General features: G+C 45.7%; 13 protein-coding genes. 10 read left to right on the top strand and 3 right to left on the bottom strand.

Features of this window, described 5'->3' with window-relative positions; genetic code table 11:
- Nucleotides 1-71: 71 nt before the first annotated feature.
- The gene (locus tag BN1080_RS11175) at nucleotides 72-2,684 is read right to left on the bottom strand and encodes an RNA polymerase sigma factor (protein WP_052652124.1); all 2,613 of its coding nucleotides are present in this window, start codon (nucleotides 2,682-2,684) and stop codon (nucleotides 72-74) included.
- Nucleotides 2,685-2,835: 151 nt separating this feature from the next.
- Between BN1080_RS11175 and BN1080_RS11180 the strand changes: the two genes are divergently transcribed.
- The gene (locus BN1080_RS11180) at nucleotides 2,836-4,170 is read left to right on the top strand and encodes a sodium-dependent transporter (RefSeq protein WP_052652126.1); all 1,335 of its coding nucleotides are present in this window, start codon (nucleotides 2,836-2,838) and stop codon (nucleotides 4,168-4,170) included.
- A gap of 103 nt (nucleotides 4,171-4,273) precedes the next feature.
- Entirely contained in the window at nucleotides 4,274-4,489 is a 216-nt protein-coding gene (locus BN1080_RS11185) for a helix-turn-helix domain-containing protein (protein WP_052652128.1), read from the top strand.
- A 39-nt stretch (nucleotides 4,490-4,528) separates the two neighbouring features.
- On the opposite strand, the gene BN1080_RS11190 is transcribed toward BN1080_RS11185, so the two are convergent.
- A complete protein-coding gene (locus BN1080_RS11190) occupies nucleotides 4,529-4,783 on the bottom strand; it encodes a DUF1871 family protein (RefSeq protein WP_407674780.1) in 255 nt (84 codons plus the stop codon).
- Between the two features lie 101 nt (nucleotides 4,784-4,884).
- On the bottom strand, nucleotides 4,885-5,607 hold the full coding sequence (locus tag BN1080_RS11195; RefSeq protein WP_052652132.1) for a peptidylprolyl isomerase: 723 nt from the start codon (nucleotides 5,605-5,607) through the stop codon (nucleotides 4,885-4,887).
- A 132-nt stretch (nucleotides 5,608-5,739) separates the two neighbouring features.
- Between BN1080_RS11195 and BN1080_RS11200 the strand changes: the two genes are divergently transcribed.
- From BN1080_RS11200 to mnhG, 8 genes are all read left to right on the top strand, one after another.
- Nucleotides 5,740-6,969, top strand: coding sequence for an MFS transporter (locus BN1080_RS11200; RefSeq protein ID WP_052654566.1), 1,230 nt, complete (start codon nucleotides 5,740-5,742; stop codon nucleotides 6,967-6,969).
- A 234-nt stretch (nucleotides 6,970-7,203) separates the two neighbouring features.
- Nucleotides 7,204-9,621 carry a Na+/H+ antiporter subunit A gene (locus BN1080_RS11205; protein ID WP_052652134.1) on the top strand — a complete coding sequence of 806 codons (2,418 nt, stop codon included), beginning with the start codon at nucleotides 7,204-7,206 and terminating at the stop codon, nucleotides 9,619-9,621.
- Nucleotides 9,608-10,030, top strand: a complete 423-nt coding sequence (locus BN1080_RS11210) for a Na(+)/H(+) antiporter subunit B (protein ID WP_052652136.1) — start codon at nucleotides 9,608-9,610, stop codon at nucleotides 10,028-10,030. The genes BN1080_RS11205 and BN1080_RS11210 overlap by 14 nt, the downstream gene beginning before the upstream one ends.
- Nucleotides 10,030-10,377 carry a Na(+)/H(+) antiporter subunit C gene (locus tag BN1080_RS11215; protein WP_052652138.1) on the top strand — a complete coding sequence of 116 codons (348 nt, stop codon included), beginning with the start codon at nucleotides 10,030-10,032 and terminating at the stop codon, nucleotides 10,375-10,377. Before BN1080_RS11210 ends, BN1080_RS11215 begins: the two co-directional genes overlap by 1 nt.
- Nucleotides 10,370-11,851 carry a Na+/H+ antiporter subunit D gene (locus BN1080_RS11220; protein ID WP_052652140.1) on the top strand — a complete coding sequence of 494 codons (1,482 nt, stop codon included), beginning with the start codon at nucleotides 10,370-10,372 and terminating at the stop codon, nucleotides 11,849-11,851. Before BN1080_RS11215 ends, BN1080_RS11220 begins: the two co-directional genes overlap by 8 nt.
- A gap of 6 nt (nucleotides 11,852-11,857) precedes the next feature.
- Nucleotides 11,858-12,337, top strand: coding sequence for a Na+/H+ antiporter subunit E (locus tag BN1080_RS11225; protein WP_052652142.1), 480 nt, complete (start codon nucleotides 11,858-11,860; stop codon nucleotides 12,335-12,337).
- Entirely contained in the window at nucleotides 12,334-12,615 is a 282-nt protein-coding gene (locus BN1080_RS11230; protein WP_052652143.1) for a Na(+)/H(+) antiporter subunit F1, read from the top strand. Before BN1080_RS11225 ends, BN1080_RS11230 begins: the two co-directional genes overlap by 4 nt.
- Nucleotides 12,575-12,958: a monovalent cation/H(+) antiporter subunit G gene (gene mnhG, locus BN1080_RS11235; RefSeq protein WP_279577074.1), complete on the top strand. Its 384-nt coding sequence runs from the start codon at nucleotides 12,575-12,577 to the stop codon at nucleotides 12,956-12,958. The genes BN1080_RS11230 and mnhG overlap by 41 nt, the downstream gene beginning before the upstream one ends.
- Nucleotides 12,959-12,986: the final 28 nt, after the last annotated feature.

Here is a 12,986-nt window from a genome sequence, read left to right on the forward strand (position 1 = left end):
TCTTATCTAAATTATCCTATACACCTATTGGCATCTGTATATTATAGCACAACATAGGCAGCAGAGTAAAATCAGTACATATCCATATTGCCAATTCGCCATCCTTTATCCCTTTGGAACAAGGCATGGCCGTTGCCCATCATGTACTCAGCGTCTGCCTCTTTCAGTTCATATTGGATTCTGCCGGACCGCTGCAAATTGAGATCGTAATGCAAGGTTTCACTTGAAAACAGCAGGCGGCCAATCTCTGAAAGCTTCGGAACACCCCGTACTTTTAATTGCTGGACAAAATAATCAGCGTCCAGGGCCAACACGTCTTCATCCGACAGTTTCTGCATCGCTGCGTAGTCCTCCACTTCTCTTGCGTAGAAAAACATCCCGGAAATTTCGCCCGCTGTTAAGTCCTCAAGCATGTCCTGATCAAAATCAATTGCAAATTTTTCATACAAGGCTTTGACTTTCGCCACAAATTCAGGTTCTTCTTCGAGCACGTACGATTCAACCAGCTGGTTCTCAACCAGCCATGTATGGTTTTCCGACATGATCAGCTTTGGCGTAGGCTCGCTGATCACACCTTGCATCCCATAGCCCATTGAGGGATATAAAAATAAAGTTCGGCCGTTCCGCTCAAAGCCGTCTTTCGCCGTTTCGACCCATCGGACGTTTTCAGACAGATCCGGCTGCTTTCTCCATTCGGATAAGAATTGGTCCTTTTCTGGCTTCCAGCCATTATCGGCTGTCAAATGCCACATCATTTCTTTATCTTCTTGATTGTTCGCATAATAATAAAGGAATAATATATCCAGCGGGTCGACATTTTCCAGTAAAGCCACATCATGGTTTTGGGAAAATGCTTCATACAGTTTTTCGGTCTCAGTGAAATCAAAATTCGCTAAATCAACCATCCGATGTTCCACTTTCACATCGCCATTCGGCATTTTTTCAGCCAACTGCTGCGCTTTCTCCAAGTAAAGTGCCTGGACAATATCGGTATAGGCCAATGCGTCATAGCTCTCAGACTTCGTCCAGCCGCTCGCTTCCATTTCCTCGACAATCGGAAGAAGCGTGTAAATCATCGGATTTCCAGATTGAATCAGCATTTGTTTCCAGGCAGTCTGGTACTTTTTATGGACGACGCCTTTGCTGTCGAATATCGGGTCTGCATCCGAACCTTTGACCATGAGCCAAAAACTATGCTGGAAAATGTATTCAAATTCCAAATACAAACGAGAATAATTTTCCGATTCAATCAATGCTCTTTCCATCCCATTCAACACATAAGACATGAATTCGACATCAACTAACAAACCCTGTTCATCAAAATATGGTTCGTTTTGCAATAAATGCGTGTATTCGCTCGTGTAAAAATCCATGCTCAGCCCTTCATTCGAGAAAAGAGCGTCCATGTTGCGCCGCAATATAAACCGTTCTTCGTATGGGTGCGTGGAAATCATCAAGCCTTGTTCATGCATCCCGGCTAGCAAATGCTGAAGCTCCTCCGGCATTTTTTTTTGGTTGCCCATCAACTTTTCAGGGGAAAGCTCCCCCTCGAATTTCATTTCTGCCAACTCTTCCTGATGCGCAAGAAGAGCCGTATCCACAACCCCCATGATTTCTTTCGTTTTCAATGCGTATTCATGAAGGAATTCCTGGGCTTCTTCTGCCGGCAATACCGTCCCGCTTAAACTGGCAACCATCCCTTTAGGAGTTTCGATGCTCACTAAAGCCTTTGTCATTTCCTCTTCCAGTATTTTAGGGTTGTTTTCCATCTTTTTGATGTTTTTATCGCTTAAAATGCGCTTCAGCTTGGCATCGGCTTCTTTGACGTAGCCAAATTGATCGAACATTTCCTGCTGGATGCCCATCCGCTCAGGCGCTGTTTTACGCGCTTCTTTGTATTGGGCCCGCCAGTCCTCAATCAATTCTCTTGTGATTTGGTCCTCTTTATCTGCAGAAGCCGTAATTTTCGGATTCTCATCATTCAATACAAACGATGCGCCGATTACACCGGTCAAAAACAAGCCCGCCGTGACTAGCAGCGCAGCTACTTTCTTGGTAGGGGCAGCATTCCGGGCGACTGCCGCTTTTGCAAGCTCCGGTTCTTCTTCCGATACACCGCTCAGCAAATCCTCCTCCTGAACATGCACCTGGATGCGGTTATACGATTTCTCCAGGAATTCGATTCTTTTCATCGTTTGGCCGACGCTTTCCAACTGTAAAGCATCAGCCAGAAATTCTACCGCTTTAGCCAACTCTTCCTCGATTTTCTCCGTTGACTGGCCAGTCAGCAGCGCAATTGCTTCATTGTCCATATGCTGAAAATAAAATAAAGTGAAGATCACTCTTCTGTCTTCCGCTAATTGCTGGATGGCGCGATGCATTTCCAGGTCTTCCTCAAAACGCAGCAATTCTTCCCTTTCGCCCGATGAGGTTTGGCGTGCGTATTCTTTCAAGGCAGCAATTGCCTCTATATATAAAGCTTGTTCCGCTTGATCAACTTCTATTTTCAGGAGCTGCTTTCCAATGGCTCGATAGACGGCTTCCTGGTAGAGGACCAGATCGCCAGGCGGCACACCGTTTTGATAGCCGAATTGCCCGATACGCGACCAGTGGTTCCTGCACCATTCCCCAAATGCTGCGCCATCGCCGGTCTGTGCAGCATGAAATAATTCTTTCTCTCTCAAGTGATGTCGCCCCTCGCGTTAAAGGAATATTCAATCTTTTCCTTTTTCTGTTTATTATACACGATAAATAACCTGTGATTTGAAATATGGCTATTTTTTTCAAGGGAGCTCGTGTAGAATGAAAAAATCTATAGATTATAGGAGTGAAGAAATGGAAAAACGCGAACAATGGACTTCGAAGATCGGCTTTATCTTGGCTGCTGCCGGCAGCGCCATCGGTTTAGGAGCCATCTGGAAATTCCCTTATGAGACCGGCTCGAACGGCGGAAGTGTCTTTATTTTAATGTTTATCGTAAGCACCATTGCCATTGGGCTGCCTGTGCTGCTTGCTGAATTTGTCATCGGGCGCCGCGGCCAAGCGGATGCCGTGACAAGTTTAAAAAAGCAGGCTCCCGGCAAGAAATGGTTTTTAATCGGCTGGTCCGGTTTCTTTTTCTCTTTCATGATTTTGTCTTTCTACAGTGTAGTCGGCGGATGGATCTTATCGTATCTTGGCCGCTCTTTGCTTCTGCAATTATCAAATCTTGGCGACAATGCATTTGCTGAATTGTTTAATGGCATTATCGGAAATCCTTTGGAAGTCCTGCTCGCCCAAGCAGTCTTTATGTTCTTGACGATTTGGATCGTCCAAGGCGGAGTGCAAGCCGGCATCGAACGCGCCAGCAAAATCATGATGCCTGCTTTGCTGATTTTCTTTGTCGTTTTGATGATCCGTTCATTGACACTGGACGGCGCGATGGCTGGAGTGGAATTCATGTTTGTGCCGGATTGGTCTTTCTTTAATTTCGAGACCGCTTTGACCGCTCTTGGCCAAGCATTTTTCTCGCTTAGTGTCGGGGTTGCTGGTATGATCACGTACGCATCCTATTTAGACAAATCGGAAAATCTTACCCGTTCAGCGCTTAGCGTCGTTTCGTTGAATATCATTATTTCGATTATGGCGGGATTAATCATCTTCCCGGCAGTTTTTGCCTTAGGCTACTCACCTGACCAAGGTCCAGGGCTTGTTTTCATCATCTTGCCGGCGATTTTCGATCAGCTGTTCATGGGTGAATTTTTAATCATCATTTTCTTTATTTTGATGTTGTTCGCGACATTGACTTCCTCTATTGCGATGCTCGAAATTGTCGTATCGATTGGCGTCAAAGACAAATTCGAACGCCGCCGGAAAATTGCTTGGCTATATGGGTTGATGATTTTCCTCGTGGGAATTCCAAGTGCCTTGTCTTTCGGGGTCATGTCGGAACCATTCTTATTTGGCTATACGTTTTTTGATTTTGTGGATGTGTTGACCAGCAAAATCGGCTTGCCGATCGGCGCCTTATTCATTTCGCTGTTCGCCGGCTACGTGTTGAAGAAAACCGATACGCAAGCGGAGCTTAGCGGCGCTTCAACCTGGGTTAGCATTTGGAGTGTTCTTGTCCGATACGTGGCTCCAATCGCCATCGTCATCGTCTTTATCCAAGGAATCATTGACGCTTTCTAACTAGATTGTCTGTAAAATGCCATAATATTCGACTAGCGAAATAAAAAGATTATGGTATTATTTCCATATAGGAAAGTATCACCATGCGAAGGAGTGTTTCATTATGAAAAAAGATTTAGCGGCTCAATTAAAATTTTTGCGCGAAGAGCGCAACTTATCGCTTGATGAATTAGCATTAAAAGCAAGAGTCGGCGTAGCCCGCCTCCAAGCTTACGAATCCGGAGAAGAAGTGCCTTCGCTCCAAACCATTTTGAAACTCTCAAATGCGCTTGAAGTTCCGTCCTCCAATTTGACAGACGGTTTGTCAGCAGCAAAATAAAAAGCTATCGGCAGCCTGAGCTGCCGATAGCTTTTTTAGTTAGATGATGGATTTCGCTTCATATTTTAACGCCAAGAGCTTGTATGAAATATCTACGCATTTTTCCAAAGGAATCCACTTCTCAAAAGAAACTTCATAAATGCTCTGGATTTGCTTGGCTAAATCAGAAGGATGGTCCAATACATGCAATTGGTCCACCACATTGCCAATTTCCACGCCGTACCGCTCTTCCCCGAGAGCAAACGGATCCCATTCTTCCAAGACTCTCACCGCTCTTCGGTTCATCTCACTCATACTCATCTTTTTCACCTGACATTTCTATAGTTATAGAAGCTATAATAGCACATTGGCAAAAAAAGAAAAGGGAGCCGGTTCATAGACCAACTCCCTTCTTCTTATGGTTGAAGCACTTCGATGGATTCGATAACGATATCTTCAACCGGCTTGTCGGCTTCAGCCGTTTCAACCGCGGCCATAGCGTCAACGATATCCATGCCTTCGATCACTTGGCCGAAGACCGTATGCTTTCCGTCAAGCCAAGGCGTACCGCCCAGCTTTTCGTATGCTTTCACGATTTGATCCGTATGGATTTCATTGAAAGCATTCGGGTCAGCGACAGGAGCCTGAACAATGAAGAACTGGCTGCCGTTTGTGCCTGGCCCTGCGTTTGCCATAGACAACGCGCCTTTGAAGTTGTAGAGATTTTCACTGAATTCATCTTCAAAGCTTTCACCGTAGATGCTTTCGCCGCCTCCGCCTGTACCGGTCGGGTCGCCGCCTTGGATCATGAAGTCTTTAATCACCCGGTGGAAAGTGACGCCTTCATAGTAGCCTTCTTCCGCATGCGTCAAAAAGTTCTCAACGGTTTTCGGCGCATATTCCGGGAACAATTTGATTTTCATGGACCCCATGGACGTTTTCATCTCGACAAGCGCTTCATTTTCCGCCACTTCATTGGAAAGCTGCGGCAATTCCACTTCTTCTTGTGTTTCAGAAGCGGTGTCAGAAGCAGTTTGGGCTTCTTTAGGTTCAGCCTTTTCGCCGGCCGTTTCTTCTCCGCTCGAACAAGCAGCCAATACTGCAGCCAATAAAAGCAATAGTGCTATTTTCATTTTCATCTCGATTCACCCCGCTCTAGTTTATCACAAGATTTTTCCGAATTCACCCACAGTTCATCATACTTTTTTCGTGAGGCGAAATAATATATAATAAGAGGTAGATGAGTGGTTCAGAAAGAAGGGATTCACGGAATGGATACACAAAAAAAGAACTTTTTCATTATCATGTTTTCCAATTTCCTCGTAGCAGGAAGCACCACTATGATCATGCCTTTCCTTTCTCTTTATATCGAATCGATGGGCAATTTCACGGAAGAATATGTGCAGCGATGGGCAGGGCTGGTTTTCGGGGTCACGTTCGTCGCAGCTTTGATCATGTCTCCGATTTGGGGGCGGATTGCCGATAAGTACGGCTACAAACCGATATTGATCATTAACGGGTTCGGTATTGCGATCAGCATTTTCCTCATGGGTACAGCTGATTCAGTGCCGCAATTGTTTTTTATCCGCTTGTTTATGGGGTTGGTCACCGGCTTCATCCCGACTTCCCTCGCTTTTGTAAGTTCGCAGACTGCGAAGGAAACGGCCGGCAAAACACTTGGCACGCTTCAGATGGGCAGTGTTTCCGGTACGCTTTTCGGACCGGTGATCGGCGGTTTGATGGCTGACACGTTCGGTTTCATCTACACTTTCGTCATCACTTCCGGCGTCATCGGGTTCGCTGCGTTGATCGTGGCAGTCGGCTTGAAAGAAGTGAAGAAAGTGAAGAAAAAGAATGCCCATGTCTATGCCCGAAAAACCATTGTACAGGGAATCATAAATCACCGGCTTCTTTTTAACGTCATGATCATCACTTCCCTGATCCAAATCGGGAACTTCAGCATCCAGCCTCTCCTGTCATTATACGTTTCCCATTTAACAGACAGCACGAATGTCGCCTTGCTTGCCGGCATCACGTTCAGTGCGACAGGCGTCGGGAATTTGCTTTTTGCCCGGCGCTGGGGCCGGCTCGGGGATCAGATTGGCTATGAAAAAGTCTTGACGTTCTTGCTGATTCTCGCTTTTGTGTTCATCGTACCGCAAGCTTTCGTCACCGAACTTTGGCAATTGATGGTTCTCCGTCTCTTGTTCGGCATCGCTGTCGGCGGCATGATCCCAACAACTACGGCGTTGATGCGCCGGGAAGCGCCGATTGAAATTCAAGGCGAAGTAATGGGCTATAACACCAGCTTCCGCTTCCTCGGCAATATCGTCGGTCCGATGTTCGGCGGAATCGTCAGCGGATTTATTGGCATTTCCTCTGTCTTTGTCGTCACTGGCGTCCTGTTCCTATTGTCGTTTTTCTTCCTGAAATATACGACTTCTAAGCCCGAACAGGATTTCGAAGACGTTCTGCTTGAACAGGAACTGAAATCCACTTAGGAAATTCAAGAAAATTTGTGAACATGCACCGGTTTCTTTTTAGGAATCGGTGCTTTTTTCGGCTTTATAACCGGTTTCACAAATTTTTCTTAATTGAGTTTCTTCCTATTTCTAAAGCGTTGGAATTTTGCCTTCTTTTTCAGGCGGACAATTGTGCAACGGTGCAAAATCTTGCTATGTACGTTATAATTTTTCTAGAAACTCATCATGAATGCGCTTGGAAGGAGGATTCATTTGTCACTTGTGTTTTTGATTTTTTTACCATTGATTGCAGCTTTGTTCATTCCGCTGCTATTTAAAAAACTTGGCCGCATCCATACGGGTTGGTTTGTCTTGATTGTTCCAGTGATTCTGTTCATCTATTATTTAACGCTGCTGCCGACTACGCTTGAAGGCGGTACGCTTGTTTCTGAGTTGAGTTGGATTCCTTCAATCGATCTTGCCATCGTTGCCTATATAGATGGGTTAAGCCTGCTATTCTCGCTTTTGATCAGCGGAATAGGAGCACTCGTCGTTTTATATTCCATTTTTTATTTGGATAAAAAACGCGAACAGTTACATAATTTTTATGTTTATTTGCTGATGTTCATGACCGCCATGCTTGGCGTTGTCCAATCGGATCATCTGATTTCCCTCTATCTTTTCTGGGAATTGACTTCGATTTCCTCGTTCTTGCTGATCGGCTACTGGTATACCCGGGACCGTTCGCGTTTTGGAGCGTTGAAGTCGATGATGATTACCGTATTCGGCGGCTTAATGATGCTCGGAGGATTTGTTTTGCTGAGCATTATGGGCAATACTTATTCCATTCGGGAACTGATCGCCCAAGCCCCGGAACTTGCAGGGCATGATTTCTTCGTCTGGGCTTTAGTTTTGATTTTGCTTGGAGCTTTTACAAAATCTGCGCAATTTCCATTCTATATCTGGCTGCCGGATGCGATGGAGGCGCCGACGCCAGTCAGTGCGTATCTCCACTCCGCGACCATGGTCAAAGCTGGCCTCTATCTTGTCGCAAGGTTCACGCCTATTTTTGCGGTTTCAGGCACATGGATTTGGCTTGTCACGGGAGTTGGCTTGTTTACTTTGTTCTGGGGTTCATTCTTTGCCTTAAAACAAAAAGATTTAAAAGGCATTCTTGCCTTTTCGACCGTTTCCCAGCTCGGGTTGATCATGAGTTTGCTTGGCGCATCTGCGATGGGCTTCCATGTTGAGAATGCAGCAGAAACCGTCTTTAAATATGCCGGCTTTGCAGCAATTTTCCATCTCGTCAATCACGCTGTTTTCAAAGGCAGTTTGTTTATGATTGCCGGCATTGTCGATCATGAAACCGGCACACGCGATATCCGCAAGCTCGGCGGCTTGATGAGTTTAATGCCGGTCAGCTTCACGATCGCCATGATCGGTTCGTTTTCCATGGCCGGCATTCCGTTATTCGGCGGCTTCCTAAGCAAAGAAATGTTCTTAACGGCCATGCTTGCCATCACGGAATTTGACCTTTTCTCCATGGATGTCTGGGGATTATTGTTCCCAGTAGTTGCATGGATTGCGAGCGTGTTTACGTTCATCTACAGTTTCTATTTTGTGTTCCATACATTCGCCGGCAAGCATAAGCCGGAAGAATTGCCGAAGCAAGCCCACGAAGCGCCGATCGGCATGTTGATTTCTCCCGCTATTTTAGCGGTATTGGTTGTCGCCATTTTCTTTGTTCCAAACTTTGTCGGCAAGTGGATTGTGAATCCTGCAGTTGCGGCGATCCAGCCTTTCTTGTATGATTCGCCATCTGATGTCCATGTCCACGTAGCAGCTTGGCACGGAGCCATAACGCCGGAACTGGCCATGACAATCGGCATTTTCCTAATCGGCGGTTTGATGTTCTGGACGCTCCGCAAATGGCAGCGCTCCTATGACGCCTTCCCAGACAAGGTGTCGCTCAACCGCTTATATGATCATTTTATGTACATGAGCGACGGCGGGGCCAATCGTTTTTCAGCCGTTTATATGACAGGGTTCATCCGTTCTTACCTCGTTTATATGTTTGGCTTCTTTTTCTTGATCGTGCTGAGCACGCTATTTTTGAACGAAGCTTTCGCATTCGATCTGACGGATTTAGCTCCGATCGGCTTTTATGAAATTGTCATCGCGCTTGCTTTAGTCGGCGGCACCATTACCATTTTGGCAGCAAAATCAAGGCTTACGGCCATTATTGCGCTTGGTGCGGTCGGCTATTCGGTAGCCTTATTCTTCGTCATTTTCCGGGCACCGGATCTGGCGCTGACCCAATTGGTCATTGAAACAATTTCTGTTGCCTTATTCCTTTTGGCTTTCTATCATTTGCCGAAATCCAGCAAAAAAGAAGAGCGCATAGGCTTTAAGGTCGGAAACGGATTAATTGCATTAGGCGTCGGGGCCACTATGACATTAGTAGCTTTATCTGCCCATTCACAAAAGATCCTGCCTTCTATTTCAGAATATTATAAGGAAACGGTCTATTCGGAAGCAGGCGGCGGAAATATTGTCAATGTCATTCTCGTTGATTACCGCGGATTTGATACCTTATTTGAAATCACTGTTCTCGGCATCGCCGGCATTGCGATTATCACCATGATCAAACTCCGTTTAACAAAAAAGGAGGGCCAACATGAGAACAAATGATGTGATGCTGAAAACGGCGACAAAAGTGGTCACTTTCATCATCCTGATGTTTGCCGTCCATATCTTTTTTGCCGGACATTACACACCAGGCGGCGGATTTGTAGGCGGCTTGTTAACCGCAAGTGCCATCGTCCTACTGATGCTGGCGTATGATATTGAAACCGTGAAGAAAATCATTCCGGTTAATTACGTTATGCTGACAGCAATTGGCTTATTGATTGCTCTTTCTACAGCCGCCGCTTCCATTTTCTTTAACGTACCTTTCTTTACGCATGCTTATGATTATTTTGACTTGCCGCTATTCGGCAAAACGTCTTTGCATTCTGCAGCGTTATTCGATTTAGGTGTCTATCTGGTTGTTGTTGGCGTTACGATGACCATTATTCAAACGATTGGAGAGGATGAATAATGGAAATTATTATGTCTTTTGTCATCGGCTTTCTTTTCATGGCCGCTGTCTACTTAATGCTTTCTAAAAGTTTGATCCGTATTATTATCGGAACCGGCCTTCTAAGCCATGGCGCCCATCTCTTAATTTTAACGATGGGCGGGCTTGGTGGAACTGCGCCGCCAGTCGTTGCTGATGGCGTCAGCGTGAGCGACTATGCAGATCCGTTGCCTCAAGCCTTGATCTTGACAGCCATTGTTATTTCTTTTGCTGTAACTTCATTTTTCCTAGTCCTTGCTTACCGTGCATACCAGGAACTCGGCACCGATAATATGAATTTGATGAGAGGAACTGAAGACAATGATTAATTTACTTCTGTTTCCGATTTTAATTCCCCTATTATTTGCTGCCATCTTGTTATTCTTTCCGAAAAATATTAGCCTGCAGCGCATTATTTCGGCTGCCGCTGCTGTCGCTACTTTAATTTCGGTGCTGTTCCTTCTCTTGAAAGTGAAAGCCGATGGTGTCCAAGCGGTCACCTTGGGAAGTTGGGATGCGCCGTTCGGCATAACGATGGTATCAGATATGCTGTCCGTCCTACTTGTACTAAGTGCGACCATCATCACTTTGTTCGTCATTTTCTACAGTATGCCGACAATTGGAATCGATCGGGAAAAATCTTTTTACTATCCAGCTGTGCTGTTTTTACTGGTTGGGGTCAACGGAGCATTTACCACAGGAGACATCTTTAACTTATTTGTTTTCTTCGAAGTACTGCTCATGGCTTCCTATATGCTGATTGTACACGGCGGCGAAAAGCCGCAACTGCGGGAATCCATCAAATACTTGTTGGTGAATGTCATTTCTTCTGCCTTATTTGTAGCGGCCGTCGCCTTTCTCTATTCAGTGACAGGAACGTTAAATATGGCGGATTTGGCCGTGAAAATTCCACAGATTGAAGAGACTGGCATATTGACCGTCATTGCCGTCATGTTCTTGGTCGTGTTTGGCTTCAAAGCAGCTATTTTTCCGCTTTATTTCTGGCTGCCTGGCGCTTACCATGCGCCCCCAATTCCCGTTTTAGCTTTATTTGGAGCTTTGCTGACAAAAGTCGGTGTCTACGCAATTATCCGTACATACACTTTGTTCTTCACCATGAACATAGCTTTTACGCACGAATTGCTCGGCATCATTGCTATCTTGACCATTCTTGCCGGATGCATCGGTGCCCTCGCCTATTTTGATGTCAAGAAAATCATTATTTATAACATCATTATTGCTGTCGGGGTCATCTTATTCGGGATTGCCCAGATGAACGAAGCAGGAATCGAGGGAGCACTCTTTTATCTGGTCCATGACATGTTGATCAAAGCCGCCTTATTCTTCCTCGTAGGGATTGTGGCAGTCATTTTCGGCACTTCCAATCTTCGGGAGATGGGCGGATTGATGAAGACTTATCCTGTGCTTGGCTGGGTCTATCTCATCGCCGCTTTCGGCTTAGCCGGCATTCCGCCGCTTAGCGGTTTCCCTGGTAAGCTGTTGATTGTCCAAGGCGGATTTGAAGGCCCTCAGTTCTGGGGCAGCATTGTCGTGCTTGCGACAAGTTTGCTCGTACTGTTGAGTGCGATCCGTATTTTCATCTATGCGTTCTGGGGCGAGCCTGTGAAAATTGTTCCGCTCAAAAAACGCAGTTATTACCAAATGTTCGTCCCTGCTGTCATCCTGGTCGGAATCACCGTTATCCTCGGTGTGGGCGCAGAATTATTCATGCCCCTCATTAATGGAGCAGGAGAAGTTCTACTAAATCCATCCATCTATATAGATGCGGTATTAAAGGAGTAGATGACGATGGCTTTGCAAATTTTACTTAATTTCTTCTTGGCAGGCGTTTGGATGTTCATGACGAACTCCTTCTCGCCTACCGGATTCGCAATCGGCTTTTTGGTCGGGCTTCTTCTCGTGATTTTAATGCGAAGATTCTTCAGCCATCGCTTGTATCTTGTAAGAATCTGGGCAGTGATTTCCCTCTTCTTCCTCTTCTTGAAAGAGTTGGTGATGTCCAGCATTTCCGTATTCAGGTTAGTGATTCAGCCGCGATTGAATATCCGCCCTGCTGTTTTTGAACTTGAAACGGAGTTAAAGCAAGACTGGGAAGTCACGCTGCTATCAGCATTAATCACCCTTACGCCTGGCACTTTAGTTATCGGAATTTCCGATGATCAGAAAAAATTGTATATCCATGCCATTGATTTTGCTGACATCGATGAGGCCGTTTCTTCAATCAAAAATACATTTGAACGTGCCATTATGGAGGTGAGCCGTCCATGATGATGTTTTATTGGATAGCCTTAGTCGTTATCAGCTGTGCGTTCGTAGGACTCTTATATCGGCTCGTAAAAGGGCCCACAGTGGCTGACCGGGTAGTGGCACTCGATGCCTTAGGCGTCGCCTTAGTTTCCATCGTCGCCCTCTTGTCACTCATCATCGGCACAGAATTCTTTTTGGAAATTATTCTGCTGTTGAGCATCCTGTCGTTTATCGGCACGACAGCTTTCGCAAAATTCATTGAGAGAGGAGAGATTTTCGATCGAAACGACAATCGCTAATATCCTCATTATTATCTTAATCAGCACTGGGGTTCTTTTCAGCGCTGTTACGGCACTCGGCCTTGTGCGCCTGCCAGATGTGTATACACGCACTCACGCCGCTTCTAAAAGCTCTACACTCGGCGTCATGTGTATACTGGGAGGGACATTCATCTACTTTTGGCTGATTGAAGATCATTTCAACTCCCAATTGATCATCTCCATCATTTTTCTGTTTATTACGTCGCCGGTAGCCGGCCATTTAATTGGCCGTGCCTCTTATATGTCGGGCATTAAACTAGCGGAAGAAACGGTGCGGGACGATATGAAAGAAGCCGTAGCCAAGAAAAAACGCCAACAATAAAACAAGCGGGTATGCGATTGTCGCATAA

Origin of the sequence: Planococcus massiliensis, from assembly GCF_000821325.1 — a bacterium.
Classification (GTDB): Bacteria; Bacillota; Bacilli; order Bacillales_A; family Planococcaceae; genus Planococcus; species Planococcus ruber.